General features: G+C 65.9%; 14 protein-coding genes. 6 read left to right on the forward strand and 8 right to left on the reverse strand.

Going from position 1 to position 19,185, the window contains the following annotated elements; translation table 11 throughout:
* Positions 1–241: 241 nt before the first annotated feature.
* Genes IEV62_RS05235 through IEV62_RS05250 form a run of 4 tightly spaced genes read right to left on the reverse strand, consistent with a single transcriptional unit; the run spans position 242 to position 4,381 of the window.
* Positions 242–1,150 carry a crotonase/enoyl-CoA hydratase family protein gene (locus IEV62_RS05235; RefSeq protein WP_229732833.1) on the reverse strand — a complete coding sequence of 303 codons (909 nt, stop codon included), beginning with the start codon at positions 1,148–1,150 and terminating at the stop codon, positions 242–244.
* Positions 1,147–1,767 (reverse strand): Isoquinoline 1-oxidoreductase subunit, encoded by a 621-nt coding sequence (locus IEV62_RS05240; RefSeq protein WP_229732834.1) that lies wholly within the window; start codon positions 1,765–1,767, stop codon positions 1,147–1,149. Before IEV62_RS05240 ends, IEV62_RS05235 begins: the two co-directional genes overlap by 4 nt.
* On the reverse strand, positions 1,764–3,917 hold the full coding sequence (locus IEV62_RS05245; protein WP_188445820.1) for a xanthine dehydrogenase family protein molybdopterin-binding subunit: 2,154 nt from the start codon (positions 3,915–3,917) through the stop codon (positions 1,764–1,766). Before IEV62_RS05245 ends, IEV62_RS05240 begins: the two co-directional genes overlap by 4 nt.
* Positions 3,914–4,381, reverse strand: a complete 468-nt coding sequence (locus IEV62_RS05250) for a (2Fe-2S)-binding protein (RefSeq protein WP_188445821.1) — start codon at positions 4,379–4,381, stop codon at positions 3,914–3,916. Before IEV62_RS05250 ends, IEV62_RS05245 begins: the two co-directional genes overlap by 4 nt.
* Positions 4,382–4,535: 154 nt before the next feature.
* On the opposite strand from IEV62_RS05250, the gene IEV62_RS05255 reads away from it, so the two are divergent.
* The 4 genes from IEV62_RS05255 (at position 4,536) to IEV62_RS05270 (ending at position 10,459) form a co-directional block, all read left to right on the forward strand.
* Positions 4,536–7,007 (forward strand): DegT/DnrJ/EryC1/StrS family aminotransferase, encoded by a 2,472-nt coding sequence (locus tag IEV62_RS05255; RefSeq protein WP_188445822.1) that lies wholly within the window; start codon positions 4,536–4,538, stop codon positions 7,005–7,007.
* Complete coding sequence (locus IEV62_RS05260; protein ID WP_188445823.1) at positions 7,004–8,080, forward strand: glycosyltransferase family 2 protein; 1,077 nt, start codon at positions 7,004–7,006, stop codon at positions 8,078–8,080. Before IEV62_RS05255 ends, IEV62_RS05260 begins: the two co-directional genes overlap by 4 nt.
* A gap of 70 nt (positions 8,081–8,150) precedes the next feature.
* A complete protein-coding gene (locus tag IEV62_RS05265) occupies positions 8,151–9,158 on the forward strand; it encodes an aldo/keto reductase (RefSeq protein ID WP_268234229.1) in 1,008 nt (335 codons plus the stop codon).
* Between the two features lie 11 nt (positions 9,159–9,169).
* Positions 9,170–10,459 carry an N-succinylarginine dihydrolase gene (locus IEV62_RS05270; RefSeq protein ID WP_188445825.1) on the forward strand — a complete coding sequence of 430 codons (1,290 nt, stop codon included), beginning with the start codon at positions 9,170–9,172 and terminating at the stop codon, positions 10,457–10,459.
* Between the two features lie 11 nt (positions 10,460–10,470).
* Here the strand turns inward: IEV62_RS05270 and IEV62_RS05275 are convergent, their stop codons facing one another.
* The 4 genes from IEV62_RS05275 to IEV62_RS05290 form a co-directional block, all read right to left on the reverse strand.
* Positions 10,471–11,541, reverse strand: coding sequence for an extracellular catalytic domain type 1 short-chain-length polyhydroxyalkanoate depolymerase (locus IEV62_RS05275; protein WP_188445826.1), 1,071 nt, complete (start codon positions 11,539–11,541; stop codon positions 10,471–10,473).
* 112 nt (positions 11,542–11,653) lie between these two features.
* Positions 11,654–13,822, reverse strand: a complete 2,169-nt coding sequence (locus IEV62_RS05280) for a catalase (protein WP_188445827.1) — start codon at positions 13,820–13,822, stop codon at positions 11,654–11,656.
* A gap of 103 nt (positions 13,823–13,925) precedes the next feature.
* Positions 13,926–16,331 carry a hybrid sensor histidine kinase/response regulator gene (locus IEV62_RS05285; protein WP_229732835.1) on the reverse strand — a complete coding sequence of 802 codons (2,406 nt, stop codon included), beginning with the start codon at positions 16,329–16,331 and terminating at the stop codon, positions 13,926–13,928.
* A 111-nt stretch (positions 16,332–16,442) separates the two neighbouring features.
* A complete protein-coding gene (locus tag IEV62_RS05290) occupies positions 16,443–17,786 on the reverse strand; it encodes a cation:proton antiporter (protein WP_188445829.1) in 1,344 nt (447 codons plus the stop codon).
* Positions 17,787–18,007: 221 nt separating this feature from the next.
* On the opposite strand from IEV62_RS05290, the gene IEV62_RS18410 reads away from it, so the two are divergent.
* Both IEV62_RS18410 and IEV62_RS05295 read left to right on the forward strand, forming a co-directional pair.
* On the forward strand, positions 18,008–18,418 hold the full coding sequence (locus tag IEV62_RS18410; RefSeq protein WP_373868551.1) for a tail fiber protein: 411 nt from the start codon (positions 18,008–18,010) through the stop codon (positions 18,416–18,418).
* Position 18,419: 1 nt separating this feature from the next.
* A complete protein-coding gene (locus IEV62_RS05295) occupies positions 18,420–18,905 on the forward strand; it encodes a GNAT family N-acetyltransferase (RefSeq protein WP_188445830.1) in 486 nt (161 codons plus the stop codon).
* The last annotated feature ends 280 nt before the right edge of the window (positions 18,906–19,185 follow it).

The following is a 19,185-nucleotide window of genomic DNA, read 5'->3' on the forward strand; positions in this document are numbered from 1 at the left end:
GAATAGGCTCGCACCGTATCCTCCCTGCTCAGCCCGCAGAGTGAATCACAAACGCAGCCCAATGGGAATCCTCACGATTCAAGACGGGCGAGTCAGACTCTAGGGACCAGCCTCCCCCGCTTTATCCACCCCGGCGAAGGCCGGGGCCCAGTTACAGAGGTCGTGGTGATGGAGCGCAGCGCTCCTTCCGCTTCGTCGCGCGACTGGACCCCGGCCTTCGCCGGGGAAGCGATATGGGGTTTCACCGATACTCCGGCTTATCGAACCACGGCGCGAAGGTATCCCACGCGTCGGCGACCGAATCGGGAAACACCGCCGCACGCTTCTCCAGGAACGCGGTGACGCCCTCCTTGGCATCGGCGCTCGCCCCCCGCGCCCAGATCGCGCGGCTCTCGATTTTGTGCGCGTCCATCGGGTGCGGCGCGCCCAACCCGGCATAGAGCATCTTGCGCATCAGCGCGATCGACACCGGTGCGCCCTCTGCGGTCAACCGTAGCGCCAGCGCGCGCGCCGCCGGGAGCAGATCGTCGGGGGCATGCACGCTCCGCACCAGCCCGCCACGCAGCGCCTCGGCCGCATCGAACACCGCGCCCGAATAGCAATATTCCAGCGCTTGCCCGATCCCGACGAGGCGCGGCAGGAACCAGCTCGAACACGCCTCGGGCACGATCCCGCGCCGCGCAAAGACAAAGCCGAAGCGCGCGGCGTCGCTCGCCAGGCGGAAGTCCATCGGCAGCGTCATCGTCGCACCAACGCCGACCGCCGCGCCGTTGATCGCCCCGATCACGGGCTTTTTCGAGGCGAAGATGCGCAAGCTCAGCAACCCGCCGCCATCGCGCACCGCGGGATGCGCATAATCGACGCTACCATCGGCGCGCACCGGCGATTCGGCGCCATTCCACCCGCCGCTCGCGTCATAATCGAAGGTCGCCGCTCCGCCCGACAGATCGGCCCCGGCGCAGAAACCACGTCCCGCGCCCGTGACGATCACCGCGCGCACGCCGTCATCGGCGTCGGTGGCATCGAACGCCGCGATCAGATCGGCGAGCATCGCGGCGTTGAACGCGTTGAGCTTGTCAGGCCGATCGAGCGTGATCGTCGCGATCTGGTCCGCAATGTCGAGCCGGATCGTGGTGAAAGCTGGCGTCACGCCGGGCACTTTGCGCCGCTATCGACCCATGCCTTGGTCAGCGCGCCGAACTGCGCCTGCGTGCCGGGTGCTGGCGTGCGGCCAAGCCCGGGGTGCCAGCCCCAGCCGACCAGCGCATCCTTGCCATTATGGTCGACGAGGTCAGCGAGCGACTTGCCGCCGTTGCGCGCGCGGTCCTTGATTTGCACGCAAATCGCGCCGAGCGACTTGCCCTCCCACGCCATCGACAGCGGGGCGAGCTGCCATTCCGGTGCGCCGGGCATGCTGCCGGTACCATTGGCAAAAGTGACGTTGGCAGTGCCGTGACAGGTCGCGCATTCGAGGCCCGCCGCACCATGCCCATTGGCACCGCGGATCACCGGCGGATTGTGCGGCAGCATCGCTTCGCCCTGATTGGGCCGGTCGCTGCGCGGGTGACAATTGAGGCAGCGTGGCGACTGGATCACTTTGCCCATCTCCCCGAACAACGCGACCGAGCGCTTCGCCGGATCGGCGATCGACGCGAACGCAGTCGGATCCTTGAGCGGGGTGGGCGCGGGCAGGACGGAGCGTGCGAGCAGCACGGTCGGCAGGATCGCCGTCGCAATCACCAAAGCAATCGTATTGCCGCGCATCATGCATTCTCCGAATGGGCGAAGGGCAGTCGCGTGACGACTTTGCCGGTCAGCTTGCGCCACGCATTGGCGACGGCGGGGGCGATCGGCGGCAAGCCGGGTTCGCCGATCCCGGTCGGGTTCGCGGTCGAGTTGATGATCGCGACCTCGACCTCGGGCATCTCCGCCATGCGGAGCGAGCGGTAGGTGTCGAAATTCGACTGTTGCACCACCCCCCCCTCGCCCAGCGTGATTTCGGCATAGAGCGCATGCCCGAGGCCAAAGCCGACCCCGCCCTCGATCTGCGCGCGGATCACGTTCGGGTTGATCGGCACGCCGCAATCGACTGCCGCCCACACCTTGTGGACGCGCGGCAGCTTGTCGGCGCCGACCGAGACTTCGGCGATCTGTGCGACGTACGACCCGAAGCTCTTGTGGAACGCGACACCGCGGGCGCGACCGGACTTGGCGGACAACCCGCCCGCCACTTCGGCAACGCGCTTCAGCACCGCCTTCGCGCGATCATCCTTCATCAGCGCGATCCGGCCCATGATCGGATCCTGCTTGCCGAGCTCGAACAGGCGATCGAGGAACGTCTCCATCACATAGGCCGTGTGGGTGTTGCCGACCGAGCGCCACCACAACGTCGGTACGCCATTTTTCAGTTCGTTCGCGCCGACACGCAACGCCGGAAAGGCGTAGGCGCTGCCGGTCAGCCCCTCGACCATCGCTTCGTCGAACTTGGCGCTGGGGTTGAAGAAGCCGGTGCCGCGCATGAACGACTGCCCGGCGACGACCGCGTCGAGCCCGACGATCTGGCCCTTGGCATCGACCCCGCCCTTGATCGTGTGGACGATCAGCGGGCGATAGCGTCCGCCGCGAATGTCATTCTCGCGCGTCCAGACATGCTTGACCGCGGTGGTGCCGCCAAACGCCTTGGTCGCCATCGCCGCCTCGACGGCATTGCCCATGTCGGGCGTCGCGCGCCGACCGAAGCTGCCACCGGCATATTGTTCGTGCAGCGTCATGCCAGCGAACGGCACGCCGAGCACCTTCGAGACTGCCGTGGTATCGCCGACCTGGAACTGGCTGCCCGCGTAGAAATCCGCGCCGCCGTCCTTCGGTTCGATCACTGCGTCCATCGTTTCCATCGGCGCATGCGCCAGGAACGGGAAGACATAGGTCGCCTCGATCCGCTTGGCGGCACTGGCGAGCGCTGTGGCGACATTGCCCTCGGCTTCGCACTCGACACCGGGCGTGGCGGCGGCGGCGATGTACTGCTTGATCATCGTGTCGGTCGAGCGCGTCTCGGCCTTGGACAAATCCCAATCGACTTTCAGCGCGGCGCGGCCCTTCATCGCCGCGAACGTGTCCTTGGCATAGACGACGACGCCCTGCGGGATCGTCTTGACCGCGACCACGCCGGGAATGGCGAGTGCGGCCGCATCATCGACCGATTTGACCGTCCCGCCAAAGGCTGGCGCATGTTCGATTACGCTCACGACCATGCCGGGCCGCTGCACGTCCATCGTGAATTGCGCGCTGCCATTGGTCTTGACCAGGCTGTCGAGCTTGGGTGTGTCGCGCCCGATCAGCGTCCATTGCGCCGGTGTCTTGAGCGTCGGCTTTTCGGGGATCGGCATCGTCGCGGCGGTCGCGGCGAGGTCTCCGAAGGTCGCGGTCTTCGCGCCATGGCTAACGACGCCCTTGGCGACCGTCACCTCGGCCGCCGGAACACCCCAGGTCCTGGCGGCAGCAGCAACGAGCATCGCGCGCGCCGAAGCCCCGGCATTACGCATCTGCATCCAGCTATTGGCCATCGCGGTCGATCCGCCGGTGCCCATCGTGCCGAAGGCGAGATTCTTGTAAAGTGGGTCGTTCGCGGGCGCGAAAGCGATTCGCATCTGGCCCCAATCGGCGTCGAGTTCGTCGGCGACGATCGTCGACAGGCCAGTCGCCGGACCTTGGCCGAATTCGACATGCTTGATGATAACGGTGACGGTGTTGTCGCCGGCGATCCGCACAAAGGCGTTGGGCGCGAACGGTGTCGCTTCTCCGGCAGGTGCCGCCTTCGCCGCCGCTTTGCCCATCGGCAAAGCCAGACCGATAACGAGGCCCGAACCAGCGAGGAAATCGCGGCGACTCGCCACGGGGATTTTGGTGGGGGCGTTCATGCTGCCGTCTCCACATGTTTGGCGGCGTCTTTAATCGCCTGACGGATGCGGACATACGTCGCGCAGCGGCAAATATTGCCCGCCATGCCGTGGTCAATATCGGCGTCGGTCGGGTTGGGTTTCGCCGCAAGCAGCCCGATCGCCGACATCACTTGCCCCGACTGGCAGAAGCCGCATTGCGGCACGTCGATTGCAACCCAGGCGGCCTTGACCGCTTCGGCGGTCTTGCCGGTGGCGCCCTCGATCGTCGTGACGCTGCGCCCGGCAACGCTCGCGATCGGCGTCACGCAGGACCGGCGATTCTTGCCGTCGAGGTGCACCGTGCACGCGCCGCATTGCGCGATTCCGCAGCCATATTTGGTGCCGGTGAGTTGGAGGTGATCTCGCAACACCCACAGAAGCGGCGTGTCGGGGTCTCCGTCGAACCGGGCGGCAGCCCCGTTGAGCGTAAATTCGGTCGCCATCGCGCGTCTCCTAGATATGCCCGGATACCGTGGACAGGGGCGTGCGCGCAACCGAAAGGTAGTGTATTGCAACGGATATAGCGAGCGTAACCGGATTTTAGGGGGCGGCGGGGCACACAGGACGCGTCATACTTCAGTCAGGCCCTTCGTCCGCATGCGTTATCCCTTGATTGCTCCCAATCCGCCGCGCCTCAGCGAACACGTCGCGGCGCTGCGCCGCGTCGAGGCATCAGGGGTGTTCAGCAACAACGGCCCCGAGGTGCGCGCGTTCGAAGCGGAGGCGACCGCGCAGCTGTTTGGCGGGCAGGGCGCGTGTCTCGCGGTCGGCAATGCGACGCTCGGGCTGATGATCGCGATCCGCGAGGCAGCGGGCGAGCATGTCGCGGGCCGCTTCGCGCTGATGCCCGCGCTCACCTTCGCCGCCACCGCGCAAGCGGCCTTGTGGGCGGGTCTCACCCCATTGATCTGCGACATCGACCCGGCCGACTGGACCGCAAGCGGCGCGGCCGAGGAACGGCTGCTGCGCGACTATGGCGATCGCGTCGCCGTGATACTGCCCTACGCGACCTTCGGCACCGCAATCGACCTCGACCGCTACGCCTGGCTGCAACGCGAACACGGCGTCGGCGTGGTGATCGACGCCGCCGCCTCGCTCGGGACACTCGACGAGGGCGGCGCTGGCTTCGGCACCGGTGCGCCGTTCGCCACCGTCTATTCGATGCACGCCACCAAGACCTTCGCGGTCGCCGAGGGCGGGCTGATCCATTCGGGCGACACCCGGCTGATCGATCGGCTGCGCGCGATGACCAATTTCGGGTTCGAAGCCGGACGCAGCGCCACGCTCCCCGGCATCAACGCCAAATTGCCCGAAGTGATCGCCGTGATGGCGCGCGCGAAACTCGCCGAGATCGATGCGGTATGCGATCATCGCGCCGCGCTCGAAGCGGCGTACCGCGCGCAATTGGAGGCCGTTTCGTTTCAGGCCGGACAGGGCCAACGCCGCGCGAGCCAGTTCATGCCCATATTATTGCCCGAAGGCCTCGCACACCGCCGCGACGCGATCGGTGCGGCGCTTGCGGCCGAGGGAATCGGATCGGGCCGCTATTTCAGCCCGCATCTGGGGGAGCAGCCGCTGTTCCGCCGCACCGCGACGATCCTGCCCACCCCGGTCGCCGATGCGGTCGCGGGGCGATCGCTTTCGCTGCCGATTACCGATGCGATGACGGTGGCCGATGTCACGGTGATCGCCACCGCATTCAACCGCATCCTCGCCGCCGAAGCCCGCGTCCCTGCGCGAGCGCGGACGAATCCGATCGCCTCGCTGCTGATCGTCGGCGGAGGCCCGGCTGGCACCGCGATGCTCACCGCCGCGAGCAAGCGTGGCCGGTTGGCCGAGCTCGCCGCCTCCGGCATCGTCATCGCTGAGCGCGACGATGCGCTCGGCGAGGGCCGGATCGGGCGCTATGCGATCACCTCGGATTCGACCGCCGAGACCTTCCTGAGTGCGGTGAAGGACAATCCCCACCCCGAACTCGCCGCGCTGGTCGATCATCCGGCAGGCCGCGCGGTCGGGCAGTATGTCGGTGCGCTCGGCGTGCCGTTGGTCGAGGCGGGGCCGTTTGTGCGTGCGACCGGCGAGCGCTTGCACGCGCTCGTCCGCCAGCATGGCGGCACGGTGCTGACCGGGCATGAGGTCCTCCACACCACCCGCACGACCGGCGGGCTCTGGTCGAGCCGCTTGCGCCGCCGTGCCGACGGCCAGGAATTCGACCAGCTTTCCAGCGCCGTGCTGGTCGCGACCGGGGGGCACCAACCGCTCGACCGGCTCGCCGCGCAGCGCGTCGGGGGTGTATCGCTGGTGCAGGAGGTCGGTGACCGGCTGATGCAATCGGACGAAGCACTAGCACTCGGCGGACCACAAAAGATCGTCGATTTGCTGTCAACCAAGCGCAACCCGAAGATCGTCGTGATCGGTGGATCGACCAGCGCGATCGCGACGATCGTGTTGCTGCTCAAAACACAGGCGATCCCGCTGGGTGCAGGCGCAATCACGCTGCTGCATCGCCGTCCGCTGCGGCCCTTTTACCCGACGCCCGAGGCGGCACTGGCCGAGGGTTTCACCGATTTCGGACCCGACGACATCTGCCCGGTCAGCGGCTTTGTCTATCGCCTGGCCGGCTTCCGGCTTGAAGCGCGCGATCTCGTGCTGCGCCAGCTCCGCGTCGATGGCCGCGTGCCCGATCCGCGCCTCACCGTGCATCAAGTGAGCGGGGACGACGATGCCATCGCCCGCGCGCACCTGGCTGGGGCCGACCTCGTCATTGCGGCATTGGGTTATCGCCCGCGCGCCCTCGCAATCCACGACAGCGACGGCCGCAATGTCGCGCTGGCCGCCCATCATGGCGCAGCGATGGTCGACCGCCATTGCCGCATTCTGGACGCCAGCGGCACGGCGATCCCCGGCCTGTACGGCATCGGCCTTGCCGCTGGGTTCGTGCCGTGGGGCAAGCTTGGCGGCGAGGCGAGCTTCTCGGGTCAGGCCAATGGCCTGTGGCAATGGCAGAACGATGTCGGCGCGATGATCGTCGACCAGGTGCTGGGCGACGCGGCGCGCGCCGTCGCATGAGTGCCCCCCAGACCCCCACGATCAGCGTGCTGATGGCGACCTATAATGGCGCGAGCCTCGTCGGCGAGACGATCGCGTCGTTGCAAGCACAAACCTTTACCGACTTCGAACTGATCGTGGTCGACGATTGCTCGACCGACGACACCGTCGCGGTGATCGAGGCGTTTGCCGATCCACGGATCCGCCTGATCCGCTCGCCGGTCAATCGGCGCGTCGTGCTGACCCGCAACGCCGCCTTTGCCGCGGCGCGCGGGCGCTACATCGCCGCGCTCGATCATGACGATCTGTGCCATCCCGATCGTTTCGCCCGCCAAGTCGCCTATCTCGACGCGCATGCCGAGATCGTGCTCGTCGGCACCGCCGCCAATGTGTTGTCGGACGGGACGATTCTCCCCTCCTCGCTCGCCCCGCTGTCCACGCCCGCTTTGATCGAATGGCTGCTGCGAATCGAAAATCCGTTGGTCTGGTCCTCGGTGATGCTGCGCGCCGATGCCGCGCGACGGCTCGATCCGTTCCAGCGGCCAGACCTCGTCTATGCCGAGGATTTCGACCTGTATCACCGCATCAGCGCTTCTGGCGGGATTGCGCGGCTCGACGACGAACTCATGACGTATCGCCGTCACGGCGGCGGTGCCTCGCAGACGCAGGCCGAGGCGATGCGCGGGCGCGCCGCAGACGTGCTCGCGGGGGTCTATGCCCCGCTGTTCGGCGATGCCGCCGCCGACACCGCGCGCCTGATCGTCACCCATGTGATGAGCCAGCAGCCCGTGCCCGACCGCGCGACGCTGGCGGCGGTCGGCGATGCGCTCGTCCGGCTGCAAGACGATTTTCTGGCGCAGCACAGCCCCGATTCTGAAAGCCGCAGCCTGATCCGCTGGGAAACCGCGCGGCGCTGGGCGCGGATCGGGCGGGCGGGTCTGCGTACCGGTGCCTTGAAGCTCGGCGACGCGACGTCGGTGCGGCCCGCGCATCTCGGGCTGGGCTATGCCGGCATCGAGGAACTCATCCTGTCGCGCCTCGTCGGCAGCGTACGCGTGGCGCAGCGCCGCCTGGCAAAGCGCGACGCCGCCTGAGCGGCACATAGACAGCGCCCCTTCGGCAGCGGTACAGCCTGCCCATTCATCATGATCCGGGGCTGATCCTTTGACCTATCCGCAGCGTAGCATCGGCCCGTTCACCGTTTCGGCGATTGGCTTGGGATGCATGAACCTCAACCATGCGTACGGCACCCCGCCCGACACCGCGACCGCGCTCGCATTGCTCAACACCGCGCTCGATCTCGGCTGCAGCTTGCTCGATACCGCCGCGCTGTATGGCAGCGGCAATAATGAACGGCTGCTCGCGCAGGGCGTGATGCACCGCCGCGCCGAGTTTACGCTCTCGAGCAAATGCGTGCTCGACATGATCGACGGCAAGCGCGGCCTCGACGGATCGCCCGCCGCCATCGCCAAGACGGTGGAGGGTTCGCTGTCGCGGCTCGGCACCGATCATATCGACCTGGTCTATCTCCACCGGCTCGACAAGCGCGTCGCGATCGAGGAGTCGGTCGGCGCGCTGGTGCGGCTGAAAGAGGCGGGCAAGATCGGCGCGATCGGCCTGTCCGAAATGTCGGCCGCGACGATCCGCCGCGCGCACGCGGTGCATCCGATCGCCGCGGTGCAAACCGAATATTCGCCCGCGGTGCGTAACCCCGAAGTCGCCGTGCTGGCGGCGTGCAACGAACTCGGCATCGGCTTCGTCGCGTTCTCGCCGGTGGCGCGCGGGCTGCTGGCCGGGGCGGTACGCGACGATACGTATGAGGCGGGCGATATCCGCGCGATGATGCCGCGCTTCGTCGCGCCGTTTCTGTCGCGCAACCTCGAAATCGTCGCGCGCTTCGAACGCATTGCGGCGGACGCCGGATTGACCCCGGCGCAATTGTCGCTTGGCTGGGTGCTGGCGCAGGGCGAGACGATCGTACCGATCCCGGGAACGCGCAGCATCGCGCATTTGACCGAGAATATGGCCGCCGCAACCAAGCCGCTGGGCAGCGACGTGCTCGCCGCTGTCGACGCGCTGTTCCCGCCCAACGCGCTCGACGGCGCGCGCTATCCGGCGATGATGCAGGCACAGATCGACACCGAGCTGTTAGCGGGCGAAACGCTCGCTTGAGAGGAAACACCGTGCGCGAGATCAATTTCGACGGCCTTGTCGGCCCGAGCCACAATTATGCCGGGCTGTCGTTCGGCAACCTCGCCGCGACCAGCAATGCCGGGTCGGTCTCGGCCCCGCGCGCGGCCGCGTTGCAGGGCATCGCCAAAATGCGGCGGATGCTCGACCTCGGCCTGTCGCAAGGGCTGCTGGTGCCGCACGACCGCCCCGCCGCGGCATGGCTGCGCGAACTGGGCTTTCCGGGCGACGACGATGCCGTGCTCGCCGCTGCCTGGGCGCAGGACCCCATTTTGCTCGGCAATGTCTGTTCGGCCTCGGCGATGTGGGCCGCCAATGCCGCGACCGTCTCGCCCGCGCCCGATTCTGGCGACGGTCGCTGCCACCTGTCGGTCGCGAACCTGTCGACGATGCTGCACCGGAGCATCGAACATCCACAGATCGCGCGGCAGTTACGTCTGGCCTTTGGCGATGCCGCGCATTTCACGGTGCACGATGCCCTGCCCGCCGCGCTAGGCGACGAAGGCGCTGCCAACCATATGCGCCTGACCAGACAGCACGGCGCGCGCGGGATCGAGCTGTTCGTCTATGGCGAGCGCAGCGCGGCAGGTTTTCCGGCGCGCCAGAACCGCACCGCCAGCGCCGCCGTCGTCCGGCGCCATGGGCTCGATCCCGCCGACGTGCTGCTCGTCCAGCAAAGCGTCGCGGCGATCGCGGCGGGGGCGTTCCACAATGATGTCGTCGCGGTTGCCAACGAAACCGTTTTGTTCGCACACGAACAGGCGTTCGAGGATCCGGCGGCGGTCCTCGCCTTTATCCGCGCGCGCCTGCCCGAAGCGGTGATCGTCGAAGTCCCGGCGGCGCGCGTATCGCTGGAAGCCGCGATCAAGTCATACCTGTTCAATTCGCAACTGGTGACCTTGCCCGACGGCACGATGGCGCTGATCGTACCGAGCGAATGCCAGGAGACCCCTGAGGTCTGGGCATGGCTGCAGGAATTGCTCGCAGGCAACGGGCCGATCCGCCGCGTCGAAGTGCTGACCTTGCGCGAATCGATGCGCAACGGCGGCGGTCCGGCGTGCTTGCGGCTGCGGGTAGTGGTGGACGAGGCCGCGCACGCCGCGATCGACCCGCGCTTCCTGCTCGATCCGGCACGGTGCGATCTGCTCGCGGCGCTGGTCGAACGGCATTGGCCCGAGACGATCGCGCCCGCCGATCTCGGCAATCCCGCTTTGTGGCAGCAATGCCGCACCGCGCGCGCCGCGTTGCTCGATACGCTCGGGTTTGCGCCCGGCGAGGTGTGAGCTTTATGCGGTCAGCGCATCAGTCCGGCTGAGCGCAGCGCCGCTTCGATCGTCGCCTGGACTGTCGTAATCGGCGAGGAAGGCGGCGAGGCAGGCGGGGCAGAGGATCGCGCCCGCTCCACGCCCTCCAGCAACCCCCAGCCATGCGCGATCTGCCAAGTCGACGAAATGCCGACATCGAGCATATGCGGCATCGCGCAGCCGCACGCGGTTTCGCCGTGTGTGGCGACCGGCGTGCCATGCCCCATGCCCGCAATGCGGTGCTCCTCGATCAGCACCGTGCCATCGGGCGCATGCCATGCACGCGTGCGCAGCTTCCCGCTGACCGTCTCCATATCGGGTGCGGCTTGGGCACCGTGGAGCGCGCGCCACTGCCCTACGATACGATCAGCGTTAACCGCATTGACGGTATGATCGGACTCGCCCTGCCAGACGCTCACGCTCGGCCAGGGACCACGATGCGGCGATGCCGCGCGCACCGCCGCCGCATAGGCCGCGTCATCGCCATGCCCCTGCCCACGCATCCGATCGAGCGCCTGCGCCATCGTGGCCGCCGCACCGTACGGCAGCCCGGCGATGATCGCGCCGCCGCGAAACAGCTCGGGATAGGTCGCGAGCATCACCGACGTCATCGCGCCGCCCGCCGATAGCCCAGTGACAAAGACCCGCGCCGGATCGATCGGAAAGCGTGCCAGCATCGCTGCGATCATGTGGCGGATCGATGCCGCCTCACCGGCATCGCGACGCGTGTCGCCGGGAACGAACCAGTTGAAGCACCCGTTCGGATTGTTCGCGCGCGCCTGTTCGGCGAACAGCACAGCGAAGCCGAACCGCGCGGCAAGGTCGGACCAGCCCGACCCCCGATCGTAGGATGCCGCATCCTGCGTACAGCCATGCAGGACCACGACCAATGGCATCGCATCGGCGCCTTCGGTAACATGGTACCAGCCGCTTAACCCGCCCGGATTCGCGCCGAAGTCGCCGAGCGCGCGCAAATGGCGGTGCTCGGTGCCGCTCACACCAGCCAACCCGGGCACTCTGGCGCGCGCGAGACGCTCGATCGTATCGTTGATGGATCGCATATGAAGACTCCGACAGCGGCAATTTCTATGCTGCACCGCAACATGTGACACCGTGCGACCGCGGTTTCAAGCGGTCGCCAGACATTTACCAGCCACACGCTTTTCGCAGCGTCTATCCCTGCGCATCCAGATCAACGGCGGTTTCGCGCGGCCAAAATCGCAGCGCGCGACACGTCACGACAAACCCGCGTACGTCCTTCGGCTTAGCCAATTGTACGAAGCCCGCGTCCGTTTCCGGAATGCGTGCCGCGTCGAACAAGGCGGCTGCACTGGCCGAAAAGCCGATATATTTGCAATGCGCGAAGGCGTCGGCGCAGAAATCCTTTGCCGCCGCGTCCTTTGCCAGCAACGCCGCGCCTGCCGCCGATGGCAGCACCGCCACCGCGTCGTACAGCACCGATGGCCCGCCATCGATCTTCTGCTTCGCGGCGACCGCCGTCCCGTTATCAAGCGTCACGCCGCCGATCTTCGGCGCAACGACCTCCCATACCGCACCTTCGGCCTCCAATGCATCGATGAGCGCATCGAACAGCGTTGCATTGGAGCCGTCGGTCAGCACGATCCCCATCTTGCGGCCCTTGAAATCCTTGGGACCGTTGGCGAGGATGCTGAGTTTGTCCGACGTCGGCAAATCGATCGTCGGTTTGGCTGCCACCGCCGCCTCCGGCAGCGCCATGCCGAGCCCGTCGGCCACCGTCGCCGCCAGATCGGCGTCAATGTTGAGCAAATGCGACACCGCACGCGCGCGGATGTCGACGCGCGTCACCTTCGACAGCTCGAACGTCAGCGCATCGCCGATATGCTTCTGCTCGATCGGCTGCTGGCTGCGCAGGAACTGCCGTGCCTGGCTATAATGGTCCGAGAAGCTCTCGGAGCGGACGCGCTGCTTGGGGCCGTCGAACCCCGCTGCGAAGCTCGTCGTGCCGCGCGCCGGATTTTCGCGCGGGCCGGCCTCGGCGCCCCAGCTATTGGGCTCGTAATTCACGCGACCCTTGGGGTTGGTCATCGCCATGTGACCATCCTGCTGGAAGTTCATGACGGGGCAGCGCGGCGCATTGACCGGGATATGCGTGAAGTTCGGCCCGCCAAGCCGCTTCAACTGCGTATCGAGATACGAGAAATTGCGCCCGTGCAGCAGCGGATCGTCGCTGAAATCGATCCCTGGCGGCATGTTCGACGTGCAGAACGCGACCTGTTCGGTGCTCGCGAAGAAGTTCTCGACGTTGCGGTTTAGCGTGAGGTTGCCGATGATCCGCACCGGGATCAGCTCTTCGGGAATCAGCTTGGTCGAATCGAGATGGTCGAACGGCAGCTTGGCGGCGTCTTCTTCCGAGAAAAGCTGCACGCCCAGATCCCACACCGGGAAATCGCCCGATTCGATCGCGTCCCACATGTCGCGGCGATGAAAATCAGGATCGGCACCGTTGATCTTGACCGCCTCGTTCCACAGCACCGATTGCAAGCCCTGGCGCGGCTTCCAGTGGAACTTCACAAAGGTCGAGTTACCGTCCTGATCGAGCAGACGGAAACTGTGGATGCCGAACCCCTCCATCGTCCGCAGCGAGCGCGGGATGGTCCGGTCGGACATCTGCCACATCACCATATGCCACGCCTCGGGCATCAGGCTAGCGAAATCCCAGAAATTGTCGTGCGCGCTTTGCGCCTGCGGGAAGGCGCGGTCGGGCTCTTCCTTTACCGCGTGGATCAGGTCGGGGAATTTGATCGCGTCCTGGATGAAGAACACGGGAATGTTGTTGCCGACGAGGTCCCAATTGCCTTCGCGCGTGTACATCTTCACCGCGAACCCGCGCACGTCGCGCGCCAGATCGGGGGAACCCTTGCTGCCCGCAACGGTCGAGAAACGAACAAAGGCCTCGGTCTGCTGCCCGACCTCGCCCAGCACATTGGCGCGGCAGATGTCGGAGAGGCTGTCGGTCAGTTCGAACACGCCGTGCGCGCCGTAACCGCGCGCATGGACGACGCGCTCGGGGATGCGCTCATGGTCGAAGTGAAAGATCTTTTCGCGCAGCTGGAAATCTTCGAGCAGCGTCGGACCGCGCGGGCCTGCCCGCAGACTGTTTTGCGCGTCGCCGACCGGGATGCCCTGCTGGCTGGTAAGCGTCATCGTCGCATCGGATGTCGTCTGGTGCGTCTCGCCGCCTTGCCCCTGCGCTTCAGCATAAGAGGTCGGCGCGTCTGCACCGGCTGGGGCCCGCGGGGCCTTCTTGACGCTCTCGCCCTTGCGTTTACCCGTGTCGCCCTTGGCGGTGCTGCGTGCCATTGATCCATCCTCCGCCGCGGCGCGCGGCAGCATCCCAAACGCGCGGACCGAAAAAAGGGACCGGCGAAATCGTCTAGATTTGGATCAACCATCGACGCCGCGCTCAGCGCGCTTCGAGCACCGCCCGGATCTTTGCGGCAAGCGCCTCCAGGCTGAACGGTTTGCCGATCAAATCGACCCCCTCGTCGAGCTTGCCGTTATGGACGACGGCGTTGCGGGTATAGCCGGTGGTGAACAAAATCTTCAGCGCCGGCCGCAACGCCCGCGACGCCTCCGCAAGCTTTGCCCCGTTCATCTCGGGCATCACGACATCGGTGAACATCAGCACGATCTCGGGATGCTCTTCCAGCAGCCGCAGCGCTTTGGCGGCGCAATCCGCTTCCAGCACATGATAGCCAAGCTCGGTCAGCGCATCGACGCTGAACTGGCGGACGCCGGGTTCGTCCTCGACGACCAGGATGACCTCGCGATCGTCGCCACGCGGCATTTCCGGCACTTCAGCGGCAGCCGGGTCGGCCTGCGCTGCGCCGCGCAGCCGCGGCAGATAGAGCTTGATCGTAGTGCCGAGCCCTTGCTCGGTGTAGATCTTTACATGCCCGCCCGATTGCTTGATGAAGCTGTAGACCTGGCTCAGACCCAGCCCCGTCCCCTTACCCACCGGCTTGGTGGTGAAGAACGGATCAAACGCCTTTTCGACCACTTCCGGGGGCATCCCGCTTCCCGTATCGGTCACCGCAATCAGGACATATTGGCCTGCGCTGATGCCAAGATTGGCAGCGGCGTAGCGTTCATCGAGATGCGCGTTCTGCGTTTCGATCGTCAAATGCCCGCCATCGGGCATCGCATCGCGCGCGTTGACCGCGAGGTTGAGCAGGATGTTCTCGAGCTGATTGGGGTCGGCATGCGTGCGCCACAGCCCGCCTGCCAACACGGTTTCAAGCTGGACATCGGCACCGAGCGAATGCCGCAGCAGATCCGACATGCCGGACACGAGTTTGTTGGCGTCGATCGCCTCGGGTTGCAGCGGTTGCTGGCGCGAAAAGGCGAGCAGGCGCTGCGTCAGCAACGCCGCGCGGCGGGCGGCGTCGGTCGCCGCGTCAATATAGCGTTGCGCGCGCGCATCCCCGTCCGCCAAGCGCCGACCCAGCAATTCGAGCGACCCCATCACGACCGCCAGCATATTGTTGAAATCGTGCGCGATGCCGCCAGTCAACTGCCCGACGGCTTCCATCTTCTGGCTCTGTCGCAAGGCCTCTTGCGCCCTGGCAAGATCGGCCGCCGCGGCCTTTTCGGCGGTCACGTCGCGTCCGGTCGCATAGATCAAACCATCCTCTGCGGTCGCGACCCAGGACAACCAGCGGACGCTCCCATCGCTGTGACGGTAGCGATTCTCGAAACCTTGCAAGGCCTGCTCGGCGAGATGGTGTAAGGCGCTGCGCGTGCCTTGTGTGTCATCGGGCATGACAAAGTCGAACAGCGACCGGCCCAGCCACTCCTCCGGTGCCCAGCCGAGGATCGTCGTAACCGATGGGCTGACGGCGCGAAACACCCCGTCGCCGTCGACGATGACGATCAGATCCTGCGAATTGCGCCACACCCGGTCGCGATCGGCGGTGCGGCGCGCGACCTCCTGCTCAAGCGTCGCATTGAGCTTGACCAGCGCTGCGGCCGATGACTTTTGCTCCTCAATGTCGGTGTTGGTGCCAATCCAGCGCGCGATGATGCCCTCGCCGTTCCAGATCGGCAAAGCCCGCGCGATGTGCCAGCGATACCCCCCGTCCGCGCGGCGCAGGCGGAATTCGGTATCGTAATGCTCCCCGGATGCCAGCGACGCACGCCACCGTTCGGTTGCACGCGCGGCATCGTCGGGATGGACCATCGCCGCCCAGCCATCGCCGTGAAGCGCCCCTTCGGCGAACCCGCTATAATCATAGACGCGCTGATTGAACCAATCGAGCAAGCCATCGGGTTGCGCCGCCCAGACTTGGTTGGGCATCGCCTGGGCGAAGGTGCGGAACTCGGCCTCGCTCGCCGCCAGCGCCGCTTCGGCCTTGTGCTGCGCGGTGACATCGGTGTTGGTGCCAAACCACCGCACGACCCGATCGTGCTGATCCTTGAGCGGCGTGATCCGGGTTAAAAAGGGACGGAAAACGCCATCCGCGCCCTTCAGCGGGAAGGTCATTTCAAACGCTTCCCCGGTCGCGATCGAGGCGGTCCAGCGCTCCATTACCGTCGGCAGGATGGCAGGGTCGTGGACCACTTGCCAACCCCAGCCCGACATCGCCTCGGGCGTGCTGCCACAATAATCGTGCCAGCGCCGGTTGTACCAGCCGATCGCACCAGCGCCGTCCGCGATCCAGCACAACGCCGGCAGATTTTCGGCAAGCAAGCGCAGCTCGGGCTCGTCGGGCTGCGCCGCCACCACTGCCGCCAGCGCAAGTTCGGTCGGCGCAACGTGGCGCCAATATGAATCCGCAAAGTCTACGCCGACCAAATCCCCAAATGGCAACGTCTCACTCCATTTCCCGAAGGCGTGTCGCTGGCCCGAGGATTTACATGGAGTGGCGGCCAACGCAATCCGCGCGAACGGCATTCAAAGCTTTGCAGAGGCTGGCCTGTATCAAGCGCGCACGCGGTCGGTCGCGCGGACATGCTTGCCATAGACGAATTCGAACAAAGGCGTCGCCATCACCGTGGTAACGATCGCCATCAGCACGAGCATCGCGAACAGCGTCGGCCCGATAATCCCTTTTTGCAGCCCGATATTGATGATGATCAGCTCCATCAGCCCGCGCGAATTCATCAGCGCCCCAATGCCGAGCGCAGTGCGATTATCCTCCCCCGACAGCCGCGCCGCGAGATAGCAAGCGCCGCCCTTGGCGAGGATCGAGGCGAGCAGGATCAGCAGCGCGGCCAGCAACAGTGGCGCTGAATTGACCATATCCAGCCGGGTGTTGAGCCCCGAATAGGTGAAGAACATCGGCAGCAGCAGGACCACCGCGAGCGGTTCGACCGTGCGTTTGATCTCGCTGCTGAGCAGCCCGCGCGGCATCGCGACGCCCATGATGAAACCGCCGAAGATCGCGTGGATGCCGACCGCGTCCATCAGAAATGCCGATGTGCAGAACGCCGCAAGCACGACCGCGAGCGCGAAATGGCTCATGCTGCCCTCACGCTCGACCCGGCGCCCGAGCGGTGCAAGCAAGCGCGGCGCGAACAGCAGCACCAGCGCCGCCCACACTATCCCGCCCCCGATCGCCAGAATCGCAACGCCCGCGCCGCCGCCGAACGTCGCCAGCACGACCGCGAGCACGCACCACGACACCGCGTCGTCGAACGCGCCCGCGGTCAGCGCCAGCGTGCCGAGCGCACTGTCGCCAAGCCCGCGCTCGGTGATGATTCGCGCCAGCATCGGAAATGCGGTCAGCGCGATGCAGGCACCGAGGAAGAGCGTGGCGTTTGCCTGAGTGATGCCGGGCGCGAACAGTCCGGGGACTCCGAGCAACAGCGGCGTGATCAGCACCGCGATCCCGAACGGTGCGGCGATGCCTGCGAACGATACCGCTGAGGCGCTCTTCGCCTTGGCGCGGAAATGGTCGAGCCGCAGCGTCGTGCCGACGAGGAACATGTAGAGACCGACCCCAAGCTGCGACCCGGCATAGAGCACGTTACGGGTTTCCTTGGGGAAGATCGCGCCCTGCAGATCGGGGAAGAACAGCCCGAGCAAGGACGGGCCGAGCACCACGCCCGCGATCATTTCCCCGACGACTTGCGGCTGACCCAGAAAGCGTTTGCCGAGCCATCCGACGATCCGGCACGCAATCAGAATAACGGCGAGTTGCAGAAAGAAGTGGATGCTGACATCGCCGGGGGAATAGGTCGTGGCGGTGGCGGGTACCGCTGGGCCGTGCGCGTTGAGCACCCCGCCCGCCGTCTTGCCCAAACTGTCGATCCAGCCGTGCATCCTACCTCTGCCCCATGCGACCAATGTGGAGGTCCGCTTTATGCGCATAAGGCGGCTGGCCTGCTACCGATAACCGAAACGGTGCATCGCGCTTTCATGATCGGCCGCGCGCGCGGCATCACGCATCATCCGGGATATCGTGCCGGTGCTGGCTTTGAAGTGTATCATCGCCCTCAACGGCGTTACTTCGGTCACAGAATTGAGCGGTCGGGACAAAGCACATGCCTACCCCATCTATCGGCGAAACTCGCCCCCTCGGCTTCAACCGCGCGCCGCGAAGCGGGATGTTGGGCCGCGGGCAATTTCTCGCAATCTCATCGAACACGACTTTGATTTCAATTATCAGCACCAACTGCGATGGCAACGGGGCGAGCACCTTCGCGCTCGCAAACGTGCAGTGGGGCATCGCCGTCGGGATGGAGACCGGCGCCGATCTGTTGATCTTTGTAATCGGTGGGGAGGCAGGCGTGCCCGCGCAACGCCACGCGCCCTACGCCAGGTTGAACGGGGGCATCGCTGACGAGTGCCGCGTACCGGGAGCAGGGAATAGCCACGCGCCTCCCCATAGCCATGCGATCCTTGCGGTAAATTCCTGCATTTGGGCGGTACGAACCTTCATGGCGCGCAACTGATATGGCGGCACTGACGATCCGGCCCGAGGTGGCGGAAGACGATCCATTCCTTCGGCGTTTGACGATCGAGGGACGCTGGGCCGAATTCGCGCCGCTGCCGCTCGCCGACGCACACAAGCGCATGCTGCTCGAACAGCAAGATCAGGCGCGGCGGCACCATTACCGCACCTTTTACGCCGGGGCCGATTTCAGTGTGCTCGAATTGGACGGGGTGGCCGTAGGTCGCCTGTGCCTGTTACGCGGCCCGCACGACCATAAGCTTGTCGATATCGCGTTACTGCCCGAACAGTGCGGCAGCGGGCTTGGCGGCACGTTGCTGGATTCGATCCTGGCCGAGGCCGCGACGCTCGGTCGCAGTGTTTCACTACGCGTCGAACATACCAACCCGGCGCGACGACTGTACGAGCGCAAGGGGTTTCGCGAGACCGAACGTAGCGAGATCGACGCGGAAATGGAGTGGCACGCTCCCTTGAACAGCGCCTCATAGTGAAACGCGCGCTCAGGGGGACGCGCGATCGGGGACAGGCCGATCTCAAACGGTTCGCGCGCGGGATGCGCGATCTCGATCAGATGGGCGATTACGCAATCGGGGCACCGACCCAAAAAGAATCAAACTGAAGGCGGCGTGCTGGCGGCTTCAATCCACACGATATCCTGCCGGTCCTCACAACGAACGACAAATTCGGTATCGACCAAGCGCAGAAATGTTTCGCCGGGGGGGGGGGCGCTGTCACCGTTGGTGTTTTCTGCGCGGTGAAGAAGCTGTC

It is taken from the genome of Sphingomonas psychrolutea (genome assembly GCF_014636175.1).
GTDB lineage: Bacteria > Pseudomonadota > Alphaproteobacteria > Sphingomonadales > Sphingomonadaceae > Sphingomonas > Sphingomonas psychrolutea.